The following is an 18,733-nucleotide window of genomic DNA, read 5'->3' on the forward strand; positions in this document are numbered from 1 at the left end:
GTGCGGCCGTCGTCGGTGAGCGTCCAGCCGCGGTTGCTGTCGGTGTCGGCGACGACCCAGCCGCGCTCGACCAGGCTGTGCAGCTTGTGTGCGTTGAGGGGGCGGCGGGCCGGCGCGGTGCCGTCGATGATGTTCAGCATCCGCCAGTCGCGGCGGCTTGCATGCTCGCCGTCGAAAGCGGAGTCGAACTCGGCCGCCATCAGGCGGTCGACGGCCTTCAGCCAATAGCCGAAGGGGCGGGAGGTGCTGTCTGTGTTCTGAGTGTCAGAGGTGTTCATGGGTGGAGTCCTTAGATGTCAGGGAGCATGTGCTTGTCACTATGCATGTATATGTAGTGTGACATGTAGTGCAGATCCATGTCAAGTCGCATGTAAAATCAATCTGTGAGCGCCGCAGAGAACGACCCCGCCGAGGCCATCGCCCGCGCCCTGTCGCGCCTTCGCGGAAGGCGCCCCGGCGACCGTGGTCGCGGATCGCGAGGGATGGGCGGGCCGCACGGCTGGCACGGCGGACCCCACCCTGACCACTTCGAGCAGGGGAGTCACGGACGCGGGCACCCTGTGCACCCCGGCATGCCGCCGTGGGCGAACGACCCGTCCGGACGCTTCGGCGGCCCGGCGCGGATGCGGATGCTCGAGGCGCTCGCCGCGGCATCCGCTCCTCTCAGCGTCAGTGATCTCGGCGCGGCGATCGGAGTCGATCAGCCCCGGGCCTCGCGGCTCGTGCAACAGGGGGTCGCTCACGGTTTCGTGCGCCGCGAGGCCGACCCCGACGACGCGCGGCGCACGCGCATCGCGTTGACGGACGAAGGGCGCAAGGTCGCTCGGGGCATGCGCGGCGAGCGGCGGGAGGCGCTCGGCAAGGCGCTCGCCGCATTCACGGATGAGGAGCGCGATCAGCTCGCGACGCTGCTGAACAAGCTCGCCGACAACTGGGAGAACTGACTGGCGCGTGGCGGTACTGGCGGTCGGTGTGGGTAGGCGCTCGCCGGTGTTCCGGAATGCATGTCCAGTGTTCCGGAATATGCTTCTGACCTGGCCGAAAAGAGGCTGACTTCAGGGCTCAAATGTCGGTGGCCCCGTGTGTGATGGAGTCATGTCATCCCGCACTCGTGCCCTTCTCGATCAGGTCGTCTCCGACCTCGATCAGGTGCTGTCCGACGACGCGCTCGCGGGGCTTACGGATGCAGAACGGGTCGAGGTGCTGCAGGCTGCGAGCGCGGCGTTCCGGCGGGTCGAAGCCGTGGTGGTCGAGACGATCGCCGCAGGGGATGCGGTGGACTTCCCGCATGCCACGGGGTGCCGCACCCAGAACGAACTGCTGCAGCGCACCCTGCTGACAGACGTGCGAGAGGCGACGCGCGTCGGCAAGGTGGTCGCTCTGGTCCGCCGCGACGTGAATCTGGTGTCCGGCGATCGGCTGCCTGCTCGCTGGCCGGCGCTGCGAGAGGCGCTGCTCGATGGGGTGATCGGAGTCGCGGGGATGCTCGCCGCGACAGAGCCGATCGAGAAGGTGTCGCATCGCATCGGTGCCGCTGATCGGCTCGACGCCGACACGTGTCTCGCTCGCGCGGCTCGCGGCATCAGACCTGACGCCGAGGCGGGCCCCGACGGGGAGGTCCGTGGCCCGGCGCCCACACTCGATGAGCTGAAGCTGCTTGCTGAGACGCTGGTCGCGCTGCTCGACCCTGATGGAGACGGGCCGGGTGATGAGCCTGCCCGGCGTCGGGGGATAACCCTCGGGCGGGTGCGAGACGGGCTGCGGTCGATCAAGGGATACCTGACGCCCGAGGTCGCCGCGCAGTTGGAGCTGATCCTCGATGCGCTGAACAACCCCAAGGGGGACGGGCCGCCGATGCCCGGCGTCGTGTTCACGCCCGCGGCCGATCGCGGCGACGGGGAAGGCGGCGATGCGGAAGACGGCGGCTCGAAAGACTGCGGCTCGGAAGCCGACGAGGATCCGTACAACTCCGATCCGCGTGCCGTCATCGATGACCGCACGCCGGCGCAGAAGCGTCATGATGCTCTCGCCGCGGCATTGGCGATCGCCGCCCGTCATCGAGATATGCCCGCACTCGGAGGCGCCGCACCGGTGCTGGTCGTGACGGTGGATGCGAACGACCTCGTGAACGGCACCGGGCGTGCGAGCGTCAGCGGTGCGTGGGGCCAACTGCCTCTGAGTGTCGCCTCCCACGTTGGATGCTCCGGCACCATCCAGCGAGTTCTCCTCGACGAGGGTCGGATCGTCGGGATCACGACGACCGACCGGGTGTTCACCGTGCATCAACGTCGCGCGATCATCGCCCGCGACAGAGAATGCCTCATCCCCGGGTGCCATGTCCCGGCATCATGGTGCGAGATCCATCACGTCACCGAACACGCCAGGGGCGGGCCGACGCATACCGACAACGGGGTGCCGTTGTGCTGGTGGCACCACCGGAGTCTGGGAACGTCCGGGTGGGAGATCCGGATGAATGACGGCATTCCGCAGGTGCGAGGGCCGAGGTGGTGGGACCCCGCACAGCAATGGCGCACCCCAAGACTCAGCGCCTCGGCGCAGGGCAGAACGCGGCGGCCGCCCGTCTTCGCGCGTGCCGGATGAACTCTTCGCGTGTGCCGGATGAACTCAGACAGCTGCCCCGAACTCGAGAGACTCCTCGTCGTCGACCGACAGCGACAGCACCACCGTCTCGACGACGTCGTGCGCCTCGATCTGCCGCTCGATCGCGCGCAGGCTTCGAGCCACATCGTGCTCGCGCGCGTCACCGGTCAGGTCGACCTCGGCGACGATGAACAGGCGGTTCGGACCCACGTACTCGATGTGCAGATACGTGAGCCGCTGGATCTGCGGAGACGAGAGCAGCGCCCGCCCGACTCGATCACGCAACGCGGGCGACGCGTTGGAGCCCACCAGAAACGCGATGTTGCGCCCGATGAGGATGACCGCCACGACACCCAGCAGGATGCCGACGAGGATCGACCCGATCGCATCCCATGCGGCGACGCCGGTGACCTGGTGCATCGCGATCGCGCCGGCCGCGATCACGAGGCCGATCAGAGCCGCCAGGTCCTCGAAGAACACCGCCCGCAGCGTCGTGTCGCTGGTGTCGAGCACGTAGTCCCACGTCGACGATCCGCGCTCGCGTGCCAACCGTCGAGACTTCACCATCGCCTGCGTGAACGACGCGCCCTCGAGCACGAATGCGATGCCGAGCACGGTGTACGCGACGGTCGGGCTCTCGACCGGGCCGGTCTCGGACAGCTCTTGGACACCATGCATGATCGACACGATCGAGCCGGCGGTGAAGATGCCGAACGCCGCGATCAACGACCAGACGAACGCCGCGCGCCCGTAGCCCAGCGGATGCCGGGCATCCTTCGCCCGCGCACCGCGACGGTCGGCGATCAGGAGGAAGACCTCGTTGCCGGCATCCGCCCACGAGTGCGCGGCTTCGGCGACCATCGACGCGGAAGAGGTGATCACGGCCGCGACCGTCTTGGCGATCGCGACGAGGATGTTGGCGAGGAAAGCGATGATGACCGTCACGCGGTCAGGCTACTCCCGGGGCTACGACGTCCGCGGGCCATCACGATCAGGCCCGCTGTGTCGCCTTCACCGGCAGCAGCAGGAGGAACCCGGCGATCAGCACCAGCACGATGCCCAGGATCCCGTACGACGTCGACCCCGAGAGCACGATCAGCAGCGTCCACGCACCGGATGCCATCCAGCTCGCCGCCCGCCCGGTCGTGGCGTAGAGGCCGAAGATCTCGCCCTCGCGCCCGGCCGGGGTGATGCGGGCGAGGAACGACCGGGATGCCGCCTGCGCGGGACCGACGAATGCGCAGAGCAACAGGCCGCCGATCCAGAACACGACCGTGCCCGCATCCACGAGGAAGAAGACGGCGAGCCCCGCGATCACCATCGAGGCGAGCGAGATGAGGATGATGCGCTTCGGCCCGAAGCGGTCGTCGTAGCGGCCGGCGATGATCGTCGAGACACCCGCGATGAGGTTCGCGGCGATGCCGAAGATCACGAGATCGAGGAAGGCGAAGTCGAACACCTGGCTGGCGATGACGGCCCCGAAGGCGAAGACGCCGCCGAGTCCGTCGCGGAACACCGCGCTCGACAGCAGGAACCAGAACGTCTGACGGGTCTCGGGGTTGCGGTAGAGGCCGACGACGTCCTTCACGAGAAGTCCGTAGGAGGCGAAGAAGCCGACCTTGCGCTCGGGGCGCCCGAGCGACGGCTCCGGCACGTTGAGGAAGATCGGGATCGAGAAGACGATCGCCCAGATCGCGCAGCCGACGGCGATGATGCGGAAGGGCAGCCCCCCGTCCTCCGGCAGGCCGAACCAGTCGAGCATGTAGAAGATGACGACCAGGACGAGAGCGATGATCCCGCCGATGTAGCCGAACCCCCATCCGAGCCCCGAGATGCGGCCCACGGTCTTGGGGTTCGCGATGCCGACGAGCATCGCGTTCGAGTTCACGGCAGCGATCTCGCCGAACACAGAGCCGGCCGAGATCAATGCGACGCCCAGCCAGAACAGCGCGGGCGTCGGTTCGACGAACCAGAGGCCGAACATGCAGGCGACGAGCGCGCCGGTGCCGATCCCGAGCCAGAGCTTCTGGCGCCCCGCGGCATCCGCTCGCTGACCGAGCACCGGCGCGATCAGGAGGATCGCGATGCCGGCGATCGTCGACCCGAGGCCGAGCCCCGAGGCGAGATCGGCCTCAGCGGCTTCGCGGATCGGATCCTTGGCGTCGAGGCCCGCGATCGACGCCGGCAGGAAAGCCTCGGTCGTGAGGTACAGGGCCGTGAAGATGAAGGTCAGGATGACGGTGTTGAAAGGCTGCGTCGCCCAATCCCACAGCGCCCACGAGTAGACCTGCTTCTTCGGGGCCGGTGTCTCGCCGCGCAGGTCGAGGCCGATCACGCCGACCGCGCCGCTGTTGGCCGTCGCAGCGGGCTCGGGCACCGCGCCGCTCTGCGGGGATTCGCTCATGCTCGAAGTCTGGCGGCGCGGGGTGAACGGACGGTGACGGCGCGCCGGGTGCCGGTGCGAGGCGCGCCGCCCTCACGCGTAGGACGCGGCGAGCAGCTCGGCGAACAGCTCTTCGGGGTCGCGTTCGACACGGCGGCGGGTGAACCAGTCGCAGATGTTGACGCAGTCGCGGTGCAGGAGATCCAGGCCTCGCGGGTTCGCGATGATGTCCACGATCTGCGGCAGGTCGATCACCCGCACCCGGCCGTCGTGCACGAGCAGGTTGTACGCCGAGAGGTCGCCGTGGGCGAAGCCCGCCGCAGCGAAGATCCGCATCAGGTCGACGATCTGGTCGTACAGACCGGCCAGCTCGTCCCGGTCGCTGCGCACCGCCGCCAGGCGGGGTGCCGCGACCCCGCTCGCGTCGCCGATGAACTCCATCAGCAGCTCGGTGCCGTTGACCTGCACGGGGTAGGGAACCGGCGCGCCGAGCTCCCACATGCGGCACAGCGCATCGAACTCCGCGAACGACCACTGCAGGGCGGCGACCGCCCGGCCGTGCTCGCTCTTCTTCGCGAGCGCCCTGGTGTCGCGGGTGTTCCTGGTGCTGCGGCCCTCGGTGTAGACGCCCGAGCGGTGGAAGCTGCTGTGATCGGTGTCGCGGTAGCGCTTGGCGGCGAGCAATGTGCGCTGGGCGGGGTCATCCGGCACCGCCCGTTCGAGCAGGAACACGTCGGCCTCCTTGCCGGTCTTCAGGATGCCGAGTTCGGTGTCGAGCGCGCCCGCGCTCGTCACCACCCAGGCCGGCCACGGCAGCGGCCCACGTTCAGAGGGGGTGATCGCCGGCCAGGTGGTCCAGCGCTGGCCGTCGCCGGGCTCGACATCGGCGAACGTCGGGACGGATTCGAAGGGGGAGGCGTCGAAGGTCGACGCACCGGAGAGACGGGAAGAGGATGCTTCGGAAGAAGCGAACAGATCAGACACGGTGTGGCTCCTGAAGAGGGAGGCCACGCGCGGATCAGGAGCGGGAGGCCTCGAGAGGAAGGATGTCGGCGAAGGGCACGACAGAGACGGTGGTCATGTCATCCACTCCTCTCGCTCTGGCCTTCCGGGAGAACCCCGGTGCGTCGTCGAGCCTAGGGTGCGCAGCCGACCGGTGTCCAGACCCGATCCGGACGAATGGTCGGATGCCGTGGACGCCGCGTCGGGCGGAGGGGCCGCAGCGCTGCGAGTGTGGAGCCATGACGACGACCGCGCCCGTGCCCGTGACGACCGCCCGCACCGAGAGCATCCGCTACGGCGGGCTCATCGTGCTCATGCTGATGGGCTTCCTGCTCGTCACGGCGGAGTTCCTGCCGAACGGCGTGCTCACCGAGATGGCCGATGCGCTCGGCGTGACCCCCGGTCAGGCGGGACAGACCGTCACGGTCACCGCTCTCGTCGGCCTGATCGTCGCACCGACGGTGGGACTCATCTTCCCCCGCCTCGACCGTCGATCGCTGCTCGTCTGGATGGCGCTCGCCGCAGCGGTGTCGAACCTCATCGTCGCCATCGCGCCCAATCTGATCATCGTCCTCCTCGCCCGATTCCTGCTCGGGGCCGCGATCAGCGCGTTCTGGGCGATGTCGATCACGGTCGCCGTGCGCCTCGCGGGCCCGCAGCACCTCGGCAGGGGGGTCATGTTCACGTCCGCGGGCGTCTCGCTCGCGACCGTCGCCGGAGTGCCGCTGGGCGTGATGCTCAGCGAGATCGTCGACTGGCAGACGGTGTTCGCGATCGCCGGTGTGCTCATGGTGCTGCTGGCCGTCGCGCTGAGATTCGTGCTGCCCTCGGTGCCGGCTGAGCAGGCGTCCAGCATCCGACTCCTGGTCGACACGGTTCGCCGCCCCGGCATCGCGCTCGGCATGGTCGGACACGTGCTCGTGGTGCTCGGGCACTTCCTCGCCTACACGTACGTGCGACTGGCTCTCGAGCGCATTCCCGAGGTCGACGGCTCGACGATCATCCTGCTGCTCGCGCTCTTCGGCGTCGGCGGTCTCGCCGGCAACCTCGGTCTCGGGTTCTTCATCGACCGCACGTTCGCCTTCTTCGCCGTCTTCGCGCCGCTCGTGATCGCGGCCTCGGTGCTGTCGATGATCTTCCTGTCGGGATCGGTCCTCGGCATCGCGATCGTCGTGCTCGTCTGGGGGTTCTTCTTCTCGTCCTGGCTGCTCGTGATCAACACCTGGGTCGGCCACCGCACCCCCGATCGCCTCGAGGCCGGGGGCAGCCTCGTGGTCGTCGGGTTCCAGGGGGCCATCACGATCGCCGCCGGTGTCGGCGGCCTGCTCGTCGACACGCTGAGCGTCGAGGTCGTCTACGTCGTGGGCGCGGCGGCTCTGCTGCTCGGTGCCGTGCTGTTCGGTGCGTCGAACCGGATGAGCACCGCGGCGGCGCGGCTCTGAGCCGTCTCGCCGTGCCCGGCAGGGCGGTCGCCGGGCTCAGGCCGGAACGGCGGTGAGCTGCGATGCCCGCCAGGCGGAGGGCGTCATCCCCGTGCGGCGGCGGAACGCACGGCTGAAACCCTCATCCGAGGCGTAGCCCAACTCGCGCGAGATCTCGCTGATCGCGCGGCCCTCGCTCAGCATCCGCTTCGCCGCGTCGACGCGCACCTCGGTGACGTAGTCGGCGGGTGAGCGTCCGATCGCGCTGCGGAACCGCTCGGCGAACACCGACCGAGACATCGCGCCGACGTTCGCGAGGCGCTCGACCGTCCAGTCGCGTCCGGGCTGCTCGTGGATCGCCTCGACCACCCGGTCGAGGAACGGATCGTTCGACACCGAGGGCCAGCCGGCCGGTGCGCAGCCGTTCGCCGCCCAGGCGCGGATGACCGAGAGCAGAACGGTCTGCGCCATCATCCGGCAGATCACGGGATCGCCCTGACGCGAGGGGCAGGTGGCGGGGTCGGAGGGGCCCATGCTGCCGGCGAGCGCGGCCGCCGCCGGCTCGAGAGCGGCGAACGACATGACGGTGATCGGATCGGGAAGAAGCGCGGCGATCATCGAGGCGCTGTCCGAGAACTCCAGGTCGACGACCACCAGGTCGGCCGTCCCGTCGGCTTCGAGGGCGATCGCGGCGCGGCCGAGCGTCAGGAACGCGTCTCCGGCGACCAGGTTCGCGCTCAGCGGGCGATCGTCCACCGCGACGAGCTGGGCCGCGTCGTCGACGTCGAGGCGGCATCCGGTGGTCAGCGGGGGGTGCCCGTGCACCGAACCCGATGCGATGTACACGAGGGTGGCGGCACCCGAGGGGATCGGCAGGATGCCGCCGGTGGCGAGTGCGACGCGACGGGCGACACCGACGCGGAGGTCGACGGCGTCGAGCACCTGCCCGAGGGCTGCGGAGTCGACGGTCACCATGCCTTCGGCAACGCCCGGGCGTTCATAGCTATTCCGGATACGCTGAAGGAACCCCCACCCGAGGAGTCCCGTGTTCCGCACACCCGACCGCCTGTTCCGAGTTCTCGCGATCGCGGAGGCGATCACCTGGACCCTTCTGATCTCGGCGATCATCGCCCGTGCCGCCGGTGCGCCCGGCGTCGTCGTGACGGTGGGCGGTGGCATCCACGGGTTCGTGTTCCTCGCCTATGCGGCGACGGCCGTGCTCGTCGCGCTCAACCAGCGCTGGCACCTCGGCGTCGCGATCCTCGCCGTGGCGAGTGCGATCGTGCCCTACGCGACCATCCCGATGGAGATCTGGCTGCACCGCACCGGGCGGCTGGCCGGTGACTGGCGCCTGGAGCAGACCGACGACCCGCACGACGCGCGCTGGTACGACCGCCTCATGCGCTGGTTCCTGCGTCGCCCGTGGGTGCTCGCGATCCTGCTCGCCGTCGGCATCGTCGCGCTGTACGTGATCCTGCTGCTGGTCGGCCCGCCCGGCGGCAAGTGAGCCGAGGCCCGGCTCACGAGATGACGACGGCGTTCTTGTCGATCACCTCGGCCATCGTCGCGTCGATGTCGCCACCGGTGCAGTCGACGATGACGTAGAGTCCGACCCCGGTCGCGGTGAAGGCGCGCGCCGCCATCGCCCACTGACGGTCGGCCTCCTGCCCGAGGACCTGCCGGTTCTCGACCTCGGCATTGCCGCCGACCTGGTAGCTGAAGCCTCCGGTGGTCGACAGCGGGGTGATCGCGGCGGCATCCGCCTCGCCCAGGATGACGGCGAGCATCGCATCGGAGCTCACGCTGTCATCGCCGGCCACGGTCGGCACGTCGGGGATGAGCCCCTGCCAGAACTGCGCGGTGCACGTGTCGTCGACCGTGCCGTAGGTCCAGCCTCCGTTGCCGTCGTCCGGCTTGACGATCTTCCAGCCGTCGTCGACGACGAAGCCGTCTCCCCACTGGATGTAGGCGCTCGCCGGGATGTCTGCGCCGTCTGCGAAGGTCATCGACGACGGCAGATCGCCGGAGGGCTCGTCGGAGGGCTGCTCGGACGGGATCGCGGTCGGGGAGGGATCGGGTCCGTCGCCGTCGGGGACGTTCACCGGGATCTGCGCATACAAGCATCCGCTGAGCGGCAGCACGGCCAGCGCGACCACCGAGGCGGCGGCGAGGCGGACGAGCGGCGAGACCTGCGAGATGCGCGTCATGCCGGTCAGCCTAGCCCTCGCTGCGGGCACTAAGTCAGTGCGCTGTCGCGATCCCGACCGCGTCATGCACGATCACGGACGCGACCCTCGCGCCGGCCCCCGCGGCGACGATCAGCTGCTGAGGGCCGGGGATCGCCGCATCGCCGGCGGCGTAGAGTCCTGGGACGTCGGTGCGCCCCGAGCGGTCGGTGACGAGGTGCCCGTCGTGGTCGATGGCAGGCGCGAATCCGCGGAGGAACGACAGATCCGTCTCCCACTCGGGGCGCACGAAGCCGCCCTCGACCGCGACGACGGTGCCGTCGGTCAGTCTGATCGCCTCGATGCGGCCGCGGTCGCCGACGAGCTCGGCGATGGGATGCCGCTGCACGGCCACCCCGGAGGCGGCGAGCTCGGCCTCTTCGGCGGGGCTGACGGTGTCGGCTCCGAGGGTGAAGATCGTGAGATCCTCGGTCCAGCGCGCGATGAGGCGGGCTCGCTCGGCGATGTCGGGGGTCTCGCCGATGAGCGCGAGTCGTCGGCCGCGCAGCTCCCACGCGTCGCAGGCGGCGCAGCTGAACAGGCTGATGCCGTAGAAGCCGCGGAGGTTGGGGACGTCGGGGAGGGTCTCGCGCAGGCCCGTCGCGAGCAGCACGGTCCGGGCGGTCACCACGTCGGTGGGATCCTTGCGCCCCACGGATGCCGTGAACCCGCCGGCCGCATCGGCATCCGCACCTGCATCCGTCCTGCGGAGTTCGAGCACCCTGACGCGTGTGCGCACCTCGATGTTCGGGTAGGCGGCGAGCTCTTCGCGGGCCATGCGACGCAGCTCGTGCGGGGCGACTCCGTCACGGGTGAGGAAGCCGTGGGAGTTCAGCGTGGCGGCGTTGCGCGGGCGATCGGCGTCGACCACGAGCACCCGCATGAGCGAACGGCCGAGATTCAGGGCGGCGGAGAGGCCGGCGGGGCCACCGCCGATCACGAGCACGTCGTAGGTGTCCGCCTCAGCAATTCGCACGTCCTCAGTCTGCCATCTCGGAGCTGAGGGTCGCCTAACTCGCGGTGGCCTCGGCGTGCGGGCTGAGCATGACGACGTCGCCGACGACCACGACCGCGGGGGAGCGCACCTGCCGCTCGGCGGCGAGATGCGCGATCGTCGCGAGCGTGCCGACGGTGACGCGCTGCCGTGCGCCGAACCCGTCCTCGATGATCGCCACGGGGCAGTCCCCGCCGCGCTCGCCGGCCGCGAGGACGTGCGCCGAATGGCCGAGCGTGTTCACGCCCATCAGCAGCACGACGGTGTGGTCGCGTCCGCCACCGAGCGCGACGATCTGATCATGTGCGCTGGCGACGGTGAACGTCTCGGCGATTCCGCGCTGCGTCAGCGGGATGCCGGCGAGGCCGGGCACCGCGACCGCGCTCGTCACCCCGGCGACCACCTCGACGGGAATGCCGGCCGCCTCGCAGAACAGCTGCTCCTCGCGACCGCGGCCGAAGACGAACGGATCGCCGCCCTTCAGCCGCACCACGCGGCGCCCGTCCCCGGCCAGCGAGACGAGCAGTGCGTTGATGCCGTCCTGCGGCACCGGGTGGTGACCGGGGAGCTTGCCGACGTCGACCACCTCGGCATCCAGCAGGACGCCGTCCTCGGCGAGCTGCGCGAGCACGGCCCGGGCTCCGAGACGGTCGGCCACGATCACATCGGCCTGCTGCAGCGCGCGCAGACCGCGCAGAGTCAGCAGGCCCGCGTCGCCGGGTCCGGCACCGACCAGCGTGACCGTGCCGACTCGGGAGGGCGTGTCCGGGATCATGACCGTGCGGCAGTGGCGGGCAGTCGAGCCGCCGCCTCGTCGTATCGGGCGATGACGAGGTCGATCAGCGGCTGCGGCACCGTCACGCCGTCGAGCAGGGGCGCGGTGACCGAGCGTCCTGCGGTCTGCCTGATCGTGAGGTCGAAGAAGAAGCCCTGCGCGAGCAGATAGGTCGAGACGACCGCGCCGGGGTGCGCGGCGATCGATGAGGGCAGGTCGGGCTGCCGGGCTGCGAGATAGGCGAGCTCGACCTTCGCGCCGAGTCGCAGCGAGAGCAGGGAGGCCATGGCCTCGGCATCCGTCACCGACGCGGGGTCGCGAGAGCCCGCCACCGCGAGGATCACCGGCTCGAGCCGTGCCGCGTCGGCGGACGTGGCGGAGGCCGCACCTGCTGCCGCGAGTCGATCCGCGAGCACCTCGGCGAGCCGGGGGTCGGGTCCCATCGCGTCGCTGACGACGGCGTCCGGCTTCTTCGCCGCCATCCCGTGCAGGTCGTGGTGCACGTGGAAGCCGCGCGACAGCAGCAGCGGCACGATCACGACCGGCCCCTCGATCGTCGGAAGGAGGTCGGCGGCATCGGGCTGCTGCACGTCGACGAAGGCGCTGCGCACCTCGACGTCGGGAAGCGCGGCGGCGACCGCATCGACCAGGTCGGCGATCGCCCGGGCACCCTCGGCATCCGAGGTGCCGTGCGAGACGGCGAGCAGGATGGGGCGGCTCATGGTGCGACTGTAGGCGAGCCGTGTGACGACGGTGTTTCGAGGATCTCGCGGCGCCTCGGGCGCGAATGTGCGCGCCTGGTCGCAAAGTTGAGCCGGGTCGTATCAACTTCATTTGACAGCCTCGGGAGGTCGGAGTACAGTTGAGTCATCGCGACTCAGGTTTCCCTGATCGCCCCGGATTTCCAGACCCACATCAACCTCAGCAACAAAGGAGAATCACATGGCACGTGCTGTTGGAATCGACCTCGGTACGACGAACTCCGTCGTCAGTGTCCTCGAAGGTGGCGAGCCCAAGGTCATCGCCAACGCCGAGGGCTTCCGCACCACCCCCTCGGTCGTCGCATTCACGAAGGACGGCGAGGTGCTCGTCGGTGAGACCGCGAAGCGCCAGGCCGTCACGAACGTCGATCGCACCATCGCATCCGTCAAGCGTCACGTCGGCACCGACTGGACGTTCGACGTCGACGGCAAGAAGTGGACGCCGCAGGAGATCTCCGCGCGCATCCTCCAGAAGCTCAAGCGCGACGCCGAGTCCTACCTGGGCGACACGGTGACGGATGCCGTCATCACCGTCCCCGCGTACTTCAACGACGCCGAGCGTCAGGCCACCAAGGAGGCCGGTGAGATCGCGGGCCTCAACGTCCTGCGCATCATCAACGAGCCGACCGCCGCAGCCCTCGCCTACGGCCTCGACAAGGGCAAGGAAGACGAGCTCATCCTGGTCTTCGACCTGGGTGGCGGAACCTTCGACGTCTCGCTCCTCGAGGTGGGCAAGGACGACGACTTCTCGACGATCCAGGTGCGCTCCACCGCGGGTGACAACCGCCTCGGCGGTGACGACTGGGACCAGCGTCTCGTCGACCACCTGATCAAGCAGTTCAAGGAGACCACGGGCGTCGACGTCTCGGGCGACAAGATCGCTCTGCAGCGTCTCAAGGAGGCGGCTGAGCAGGCCAAGAAGGAGCTCTCCTCCTCGACCAGCACCAGCATCAACCTGCCCTACCTGTCGCTGACCGAGTCGGGCCCCGTCTCGCTCTCCGAGACCATCACCCGCGCGAAGTTCGAGGACCTCACCAAGGACCTCCTCGACCGCACCAAGAAGCCGTTCGAGGATGTCATCCGCGAAGCCGGCATCAAGGTCGCCGACATCGATCACATCGTGCTCGTGGGTGGATCGACCCGTATGCCCGCCGTCGCCGAGCTCGTCAAGCGCGAGACCGGCAAGGAGGCCAACAAGGGCGTCAACCCCGATGAGGTCGTCGCCGTGGGCGCAGCCCTCCAGGCCGGTGTCCTCAAGGGTGAGCGCAAGGACGTGCTGCTCATCGACGTCACGCCCCTCAGCCTCGGAATCGAGACCAAGGGCGGCATGATGACCAAGCTCATCGAGCGCAACACGGCCATCCCGACCAAGCGCAGCGAGACCTTCACCACGGCAGACGACAACCAGCCGTCCGTCGCGATCCAGGTCTTCCAGGGCGAGCGCGACTTCACCCGCGACAACAAGCCGCTGGGAACGTTCGAGCTCACCGGGATCGCCCCGGCTCCCCGCGGCATCCCGCAGATCGAGGTGACGTTCGACATCGACGCCAACGGCATCGTGCACGTGTCCGCCAAGGACAAGGGCACGGGCACGGAGAAGTCGATCGTCATCTCCGGCGGCTCGTCGCTGTCGAAGGAGGACATCGAGCGCATGGTGCGCGAGGCCGAGGAGCACGCGGCTGAGGACAAGGCACGCCGCGAGGCCGCCGAGGTCCGCAACCAGGCCGAGACGCTCGCGTACTCGATCGACAAGCTGATCACCGAGAACGACGAGAAGCTGCCCGAAGACGTCAAGACCGAGGTCAAGGCCGACGTCGACGCTCTGAAGACGGCTCTGGCCGGCGACGACGACGAGGCCGTGAAGACCGCGTTCGACAAGCTGAACCAGTCGCAGGGCAAGATCGGCGAGGCCATCTACGCACAGTCCCAGGCAGAGGGCGCTCCGAGCGCCGACGCCGCGGGCGAGGCTCCGGCCGATGACACCTCCTCCGACGAGGACGTCATCGATGCCGAGGTCGTCGACGACGAGGACGAGAAGAAGTAATCATGACGGACAAGAACTTCGAAGGTGACGACGAGGTTCGCAGCGAGGGGTCGGATGCTCAGGCATCCGGCCCCGCGCCGCAGAATCCCGACTCGCGCGAGGCCGCGGCCGCAGAAGGATCCGACGAGACGCCGGTCGACGGCGCCCCCGACGATCTGACGGTCGATGACATCCTCGGCGCCACCCAGACCGGCGAGGCCGCAGCAGAGGATGCTGTGCTCGCCGACCTGGAGTCGACGCTGCTGAACGACCTCAAGCGCCTCCAGGCCGAATACGCCAACTACCGCCGCCGCACCGAAGAGCAGCGCCAGGTCGAGATCGAGCGCGCGAAGGGCGAGGCCGCCAAGGGCCTCATCCCCGTGCTCGACGACCTCGACCGCGCCGCGCAGCACGGTGACCTGGTCGAGGGGACTCCCTTCGCCGTCATCGCCGGCAAGGTGCGTGCGGTCGTCGAGCGTCTCGGTGTCGTCTCGTACGGCGAGAAGGGCGAGGAATTCGACCCGCAGCGTCACGAGGCGATCTTCCAGCAGCCCACCCCGGGCGCCGACAAGACCACGGTGCTCGAGGTCGTCGAGGTGGGTTACCGCCTCGGTGACGTCGAGCTGCGTCCCGCGAAGGTCGTCGTCGCCGTACCCGCAGAGTAGGTGATCGATGGCTAGCCAGGACTGGTTCGACAAGGACTTCTACAAGACCCTCGGGGTCACGAAGGACGTCAGCGACGCTGATCTCAAGAAGACGTACCGCAAGCTCGCTCGCAAGTATCACCCCGATTCCAATCAGGGTGATGAGAAGGCGGAGGCGAAGTTCAAAGAGGTCAGCGAGGCGTACTCCGTGCTCTCTGACGCCGAACAGCGCAAGGAGTACGACGAGATCCGCGCGATGGGCTCGGGCGCACGCTTCACGGCGAGCGGCGCGGGCGCGGGCGGCTTCGAAGACGTCTTCAGCCGGTTCGGGCAGCAGGGGCGCGGGCAGCAGCAGTCCGCCGACTTCGAGGACATCTTCGCGATGTTCAACCAGGGTCAGGGCGGCTCGTTCGGCTCCGGTCGGTTCGGGCAGACCTCCGGCGGATACCGCGGTTTCGGCGGACCCCAGAAGGGGGCCGACGTCACGGCGCGCACCACGCTCGACTTCGTGACGGCCGTGCAGGGCGAGACGATCACCCTGCAGGGCGAAGACGGCAAGCCGTTCAAGGTCAAGATCCCCGCTGGCGTCGCCGACGGTCAGAAGATCAGGCTGCGCGGCCGCGGGCGTCCCTCGCCCGACGGCGGCGAGAGCGGCGACGTGGTGGTCCAGATCGCTGTGCGACCGCATCCCGTCTTCACCCGTGAGGGGCTGAACCTGCGCGTCATCGTGCCGGTGACCTTCACGGAGGCCGCCCTCGGCGCGACCATCGAGGTTCCCACTCTGAGCGGCGACACGGTCAAGCTCCGTGTCGCGCCCGGTACGCCGTCCGGACGCGTTCTGCGCGTCAAGGGGCGTGGGGTCACGACCTCGAAGGGCACCGGCGACCTGCTCGCCGAGCTGCAGATCGCGGTGCCGTCGCACCTCGACGAAGCCGCTCGGGAGGCGCTGGAGAAGTTCCAGGCGCTCGAGCCCTCGGAGAATCCGCGGGCCGACCTGATGGCCAAGGCCCGCCGCTAGAGAACCGCAACACCTGATGATGACGAACGCGAACACCGAGGAAGAGGTGAGGGAACATGGCTGACCAGCACATGGATGCCGACACCCCGGTGTTCGCGATCGCCGTCGCCGCCCAGCTCTCGGGGCTGCACCCGCAGACCCTGCGACAGTACGACCGCATCGGGCTCGTCGTGCCCGGCCGGACGTCCGGCGGCTCACGCCGATATTCGACCCGCAACATCGAGCAGCTCCGCGAAGTCGCTCAGCTGTCGTCGGAAGGCGTCAGCCTTCCTGCGATCGCACGCCTTCTCGACCTCGAAGACGAGAACCGGATGCTGCGCCGCCGCGTCGCCGAACTCGACGCCGCTCTGCGCGCCGAGCGTGAGAACCGCCCGGGCATGCGCGTCTTCGCAGCAGGATCCGCCGGTGTCATCCCGATGCCCAGTGGTCGCCGCATGCGTCGATCGGCCGAGGTCGTGCTCTGGCATCCGGGCAGCGGCCGGGGCTGACAGCTCGCGGCTCGCAGGGTGCAGCCGGCACGCGTCGTCCACCCGCGCGCGGTATCGTTGCGACACGATGAGGATGACGCGTCGCACACTGCTGATCGGCGCCGGAGCCGGTGTCCTGGGAGTCCTGCTGGCCTCCTGCACGCCCGAGCCGGTGCCGTCTCCCACGCCCGATCGCTCGCCGACTCCGAAGCCGACCGCCGGGTCGATCACGCCCGCGGCGTTCGCCCGCAGCTCCTGGACGACCGACCCGTTCGCGCTGGGCGCCGCGAGCTTCACTCCCGTCGGCACGCAGGCCAGTGCCCGCGAGGCGCTGGCCGAGCCGATCGACGACCGCCTGTTCATCTCCGGCGAGGCGACGGATGTCGACGCGCCGGGCACGATCGCGGCTGCGCTCCGATCTGGAGACCGGGCCGCCGACCAGCTCCTCCGCGCGGCCGACAGCGGTGAGCGTGTGGCGATCGTCGGTGCAGGACTCGCGGGTGCGGCCGCCGCAGCTCGCCTCGTCGCCGAGGGGCTGCAGGTGACGGTGTTCGAGGCCCGCGACCGCGTCGGCGGACGCGTCCAGTCCGTGATCGACGACAAGGCCTGGCCGTTCCCCGCTCAGCTGGGCGGCTGGCTGCTCGGGTCCTCCGACGACGTCTTGCTCGACGCTCTCAACGCCCTCGACATCCGCACGGTTCCGGTCACCGGCTCGCTGTGGCGGTCGACCGACGGCGACGTCGAGCCGGTGCCGATCGAGCCGGTGCAGGCCGCCATAGCGACTGCCCAGCAGGGCCTGACCGACGCGTCTCTCGACGACGCGCTCGCGGCGGCGGGTGCCGACCTCGAGGAGCCGGGGCTGGCAGCACTGCTCGCCTCGGTGGCCGCCAGTGCCGGCGCCGATGCGTCCGATGTCTCGACGTGGTTCCCCCCGCGACTGCCGGTCGACGAGATGGTGGCGCCACTCGGCGACCTCACCCCGGCGATCGAGGGGCTGCTCGAGGGTGCGAAGCTGAGCCTCTCGTCGCCGGTCAGTCGCGTCGCCTACGACGAAGCGGGAGTCAGCCTCGGCATCGCCTCGGGCGAATCGCTGTCGTTCGACCGCGTGCTGATCACGGTGCCGCTCGGTGTGCTGAAGAGCGAGGGCCTGCAGTTCTCTCCCGCATTGCCCTTCGGTCACCGCGGAGCGATCGCCGAACTCGGCATGGGGCGCATCGAGACGGTGTGGCTGCGCTTCGAGGATCCGTTGATCGTGGCCGAGCCCGAGCCCGAGCCCGAGCCCGAGCCCGAGGAAGGCGCCGATGCAGCGGATGCCTCCGCCGCCACCCTCTGGCATGTGGTCGGCGGCGATGCGCTGATCCGCACGTGGATCAACCTCGCACCGGCCACCGGCGAGAACGTCGTGGTGGGCATCGTCGGCGGAGAAGCGGCGGGCACATTCGCCGAGCTGAACGACCAGAAGGCGGTCGAGGCCGCGATCGCCTCGCTCGCGCCCTTCCTCAGCGCCCCTGCCTGATCGCACGAGCCTGCTCGCCCCCTGCCTGATCACGCGAGCCTGATCCCGCCGGATCGAGCGCGCTCAGACCTCCGGCCGCTCGTGGCCGCGCCGTCGCATCCTGCTGACGAGCACGATCACCGTCGCGACGAGAGCGAAGATCGCCAGGGCCACTGCGCTGGTGATCAGGAACTCGGGCGGGCCGGACACCTGCCGCGGGTCGAGGAAGTAATACGGGTACCAGCCCACCGACGGTCCGCGCCACATGGTGACGCCGCCCCAGGCGAGCGGGAAGGTGAGCGCCGTCGGCACCACCCACCACGGCACCCCGCGGTGCCCGGGGGTGAGCACCCAGGCGAGGGCGGTGCAGGCTGGCAGGTAGAAGTGCAGCACCTGGTCCGACCAGGGCACGTCGACGCGGATGCCGCGCAGACCCGCCTGCCAGACGATGAGCGCGAAGGCGAGCCCTGCCGTGATGGTCCAGGTGAGCACGAGGGCCAGAGCCACGGTGAACCAGCGGGGGTCCGTCGCCCGGATGAAGGCGAGCACCGTGCCGATCAGCAGCACGACCACGAGGGCGCAGTTGGACTGCACGGTGAGATAGGCGAAGAAGTTCTCGCCGGCGATCGTCCGCGAGCTCAGACCCCAGAAGAGGCGGTGCACGAGGGCGACGGTGCAGACGGCTGCTGTCGTCAGGCGCAGCACGCCGAACACCGATCGTGCCCTCACCTTCGCCTCTGCCCCTTTCCGGCTGTGCCCGATGTTCCCGTATATCGCGCATCATGCCATCCGGCGAGTCTACGGAAGAGAACGGGGCGGGCGTCTGCCCCGCGACTCGTACAGGAGACGGAAAAGTCGTCTTCATAGCGTGGATGCAGGGATCGCCCCTGCTCCGCGCCTGGCGCGCGGTGTCCTGCCACGAAG

18 protein-coding genes are annotated in these 18,733 nt (G+C 69.3%); 9 read left to right on the forward strand and 9 right to left on the reverse strand.

The genetic code is table 11. The annotated features are described in order from the left end of the window. Positions 1 to 383 precede the first annotated feature (383 nt). Positions 384 to 944, forward strand: coding sequence for a MarR family winged helix-turn-helix transcriptional regulator (locus BEP68_RS03870; RefSeq protein WP_072592060.1), 561 nt, complete (start codon positions 384 to 386; stop codon positions 942 to 944). Between the two features lie 151 nt (positions 945 to 1,095). Beyond that, positions 1,096 to 2,601 carry an HNH endonuclease signature motif containing protein gene (locus BEP68_RS03875; RefSeq protein WP_187249267.1) on the forward strand — a complete coding sequence of 502 codons (1,506 nt, stop codon included), beginning with the start codon at positions 1,096 to 1,098 and terminating at the stop codon, positions 2,599 to 2,601. A 24-nt stretch (positions 2,602 to 2,625) separates the two neighbouring features. Here the strand turns inward: BEP68_RS03875 and BEP68_RS03880 are convergent, their stop codons facing one another. The 3 genes from BEP68_RS03880 to BEP68_RS03890 form a co-directional block, all read right to left on the reverse strand. Next, positions 2,626 to 3,546: a cation diffusion facilitator family transporter gene (locus tag BEP68_RS03880; RefSeq protein ID WP_187249268.1), complete on the reverse strand. Its 921-nt coding sequence runs from the start codon at positions 3,544 to 3,546 to the stop codon at positions 2,626 to 2,628. A 46-nt stretch (positions 3,547 to 3,592) separates the two neighbouring features. Next, on the reverse strand, positions 3,593 to 5,005 hold the full coding sequence (locus BEP68_RS03885) for an MFS transporter (RefSeq protein WP_187249269.1): 1,413 nt from the start codon (positions 5,003 to 5,005) through the stop codon (positions 3,593 to 3,595). Between the two features lie 72 nt (positions 5,006 to 5,077). After that, positions 5,078 to 5,968 (reverse strand): serine protein kinase RIO, encoded by an 891-nt coding sequence (locus BEP68_RS03890; RefSeq protein WP_056275302.1) that lies wholly within the window; start codon positions 5,966 to 5,968, stop codon positions 5,078 to 5,080. A gap of 257 nt (positions 5,969 to 6,225) precedes the next feature. On the opposite strand from BEP68_RS03890, the gene BEP68_RS03895 reads away from it, so the two are divergent. Beyond that, positions 6,226 to 7,428 (forward strand): MFS transporter, encoded by a 1,203-nt coding sequence (locus BEP68_RS03895; RefSeq protein ID WP_187249270.1) that lies wholly within the window; start codon positions 6,226 to 6,228, stop codon positions 7,426 to 7,428. Between the two features lie 36 nt (positions 7,429 to 7,464). On the opposite strand, the gene BEP68_RS03900 is transcribed toward BEP68_RS03895, so the two are convergent. Further along, complete coding sequence (locus tag BEP68_RS03900; protein WP_187249271.1) at positions 7,465 to 8,382, reverse strand: helix-turn-helix transcriptional regulator; 918 nt, start codon at positions 8,380 to 8,382, stop codon at positions 7,465 to 7,467. Between the two features lie 70 nt (positions 8,383 to 8,452). Here BEP68_RS03900 and BEP68_RS03905 point away from each other — a divergent pair, with 70 nt between their 5' ends. Then, positions 8,453 to 8,914, forward strand: coding sequence for a DUF3817 domain-containing protein (locus BEP68_RS03905; protein WP_187249272.1), 462 nt, complete (start codon positions 8,453 to 8,455; stop codon positions 8,912 to 8,914). Positions 8,915 to 8,927: 13 nt separating this feature from the next. Here the strand turns inward: BEP68_RS03905 and BEP68_RS03910 are convergent, their stop codons facing one another. The 4 genes from BEP68_RS03910 to BEP68_RS03925 are packed head-to-tail and all read right to left on the reverse strand — an operon-like array spanning position 8,928 to position 12,123. Then, a complete protein-coding gene (locus BEP68_RS03910; RefSeq protein ID WP_056275289.1) occupies positions 8,928 to 9,614 on the reverse strand; it encodes a hypothetical protein in 687 nt (228 codons plus the stop codon). 34 nt (positions 9,615 to 9,648) lie between these two features. Then, positions 9,649 to 10,608 carry an NAD(P)/FAD-dependent oxidoreductase gene (locus tag BEP68_RS03915; RefSeq protein ID WP_315985268.1) on the reverse strand — a complete coding sequence of 320 codons (960 nt, stop codon included), beginning with the start codon at positions 10,606 to 10,608 and terminating at the stop codon, positions 9,649 to 9,651. Between the two features lie 34 nt (positions 10,609 to 10,642). Continuing rightward, positions 10,643 to 11,401: a uroporphyrinogen-III C-methyltransferase gene (cobA, locus tag BEP68_RS03920; protein ID WP_187249273.1), complete on the reverse strand. Its 759-nt coding sequence runs from the start codon at positions 11,399 to 11,401 to the stop codon at positions 10,643 to 10,645. Further along, entirely contained in the window at positions 11,398 to 12,123 is a 726-nt protein-coding gene (locus BEP68_RS03925) for a sirohydrochlorin chelatase (RefSeq protein WP_187249274.1), read from the reverse strand. The genes cobA and BEP68_RS03925 overlap by 4 nt, the downstream gene beginning before the upstream one ends. A 220-nt stretch (positions 12,124 to 12,343) precedes the next feature. Here BEP68_RS03925 and dnaK point away from each other — a divergent pair, with 220 nt between their 5' ends. The 5 genes from dnaK to BEP68_RS03950 all read left to right on the forward strand — a co-directional run bounded on the left by dnaK (position 12,344) and on the right by BEP68_RS03950 (position 17,830). After that, positions 12,344 to 14,206: a molecular chaperone DnaK gene (gene dnaK / locus BEP68_RS03930; protein ID WP_053098066.1), complete on the forward strand. Its 1,863-nt coding sequence runs from the start codon at positions 12,344 to 12,346 to the stop codon at positions 14,204 to 14,206. Positions 14,207 to 14,208: 2 nt separating this feature from the next. Continuing rightward, positions 14,209 to 14,850 carry a nucleotide exchange factor GrpE gene (locus BEP68_RS03935; protein WP_053098065.1) on the forward strand — a complete coding sequence of 214 codons (642 nt, stop codon included), beginning with the start codon at positions 14,209 to 14,211 and terminating at the stop codon, positions 14,848 to 14,850. A 7-nt stretch (positions 14,851 to 14,857) separates the two neighbouring features. Next, positions 14,858 to 15,847 carry a DnaJ C-terminal domain-containing protein gene (locus BEP68_RS03940; protein ID WP_053098064.1) on the forward strand — a complete coding sequence of 330 codons (990 nt, stop codon included), beginning with the start codon at positions 14,858 to 14,860 and terminating at the stop codon, positions 15,845 to 15,847. A gap of 56 nt (positions 15,848 to 15,903) precedes the next feature. Then, complete coding sequence (locus BEP68_RS03945; RefSeq protein WP_053098063.1) at positions 15,904 to 16,335, forward strand: heat shock protein transcriptional repressor HspR; 432 nt, start codon at positions 15,904 to 15,906, stop codon at positions 16,333 to 16,335. Between the two features lie 73 nt (positions 16,336 to 16,408). After that, positions 16,409 to 17,830: an FAD-dependent oxidoreductase gene (locus tag BEP68_RS03950; RefSeq protein WP_261987678.1), complete on the forward strand. Its 1,422-nt coding sequence runs from the start codon at positions 16,409 to 16,411 to the stop codon at positions 17,828 to 17,830. A 63-nt stretch (positions 17,831 to 17,893) separates the two neighbouring features. Here the strand turns inward: BEP68_RS03950 and BEP68_RS03955 are convergent, their stop codons facing one another. Continuing rightward, a complete protein-coding gene (locus tag BEP68_RS03955) occupies positions 17,894 to 18,538 on the reverse strand; it encodes a Pr6Pr family membrane protein (RefSeq protein WP_230100937.1) in 645 nt (214 codons plus the stop codon). Between the last annotated feature and the right edge of the window lie 195 nt (positions 18,539 to 18,733).

Source organism: Microbacterium sp. 4-7, assembly GCF_014332665.1.
Taxonomy (GTDB): Bacteria; Actinomycetota; Actinomycetes; order Actinomycetales; family Microbacteriaceae; genus Microbacterium.

Coding starts and splice junctions, on each gene's coding strand:
- BEP68_RS03875 (WP_187249267.1), top strand. CDS start 1,096: ATGTCATCCCGCACTCGTGCCCTTCTCGATCAGGTCGTCTCCGACCTC.
- BEP68_RS03885 (WP_187249269.1), bottom strand. CDS start 5,005: ATGAGCGAATCCCCGCAGAGCGGCGCGGTGCCCGAGCCCGCTGCGACG.
- BEP68_RS03895 (WP_187249270.1), top strand. CDS start 6,226: ATGACGACGACCGCGCCCGTGCCCGTGACGACCGCCCGCACCGAGAGC.
- BEP68_RS03900 (WP_187249271.1), bottom strand. CDS start 8,382: ATGGTGACCGTCGACTCCGCAGCCCTCGGGCAGGTGCTCGACGCCGTC.
- BEP68_RS03910 (WP_056275289.1), bottom strand. CDS start 9,614: ATGACGCGCATCTCGCAGGTCTCGCCGCTCGTCCGCCTCGCCGCCGCC.
- cobA (WP_187249273.1), bottom strand. CDS start 11,401: ATGATCCCGGACACGCCCTCCCGAGTCGGCACGGTCACGCTGGTCGGT.
- BEP68_RS03925 (WP_187249274.1), bottom strand. CDS start 12,123: ATGAGCCGCCCCATCCTGCTCGCCGTCTCGCACGGCACCTCGGATGCC.
- dnaK (WP_053098066.1), top strand. CDS start 12,344: ATGGCACGTGCTGTTGGAATCGACCTCGGTACGACGAACTCCGTCGTC.
- BEP68_RS03935 (WP_053098065.1), top strand. CDS start 14,209: ATGACGGACAAGAACTTCGAAGGTGACGACGAGGTTCGCAGCGAGGGG.
- BEP68_RS03940 (WP_053098064.1), top strand. CDS start 14,858: ATGGCTAGCCAGGACTGGTTCGACAAGGACTTCTACAAGACCCTCGGG.
- BEP68_RS03945 (WP_053098063.1), top strand. CDS start 15,904: ATGGCTGACCAGCACATGGATGCCGACACCCCGGTGTTCGCGATCGCC.
- BEP68_RS03950 (WP_261987678.1), top strand. CDS start 16,409: ATGACGCGTCGCACACTGCTGATCGGCGCCGGAGCCGGTGTCCTGGGA.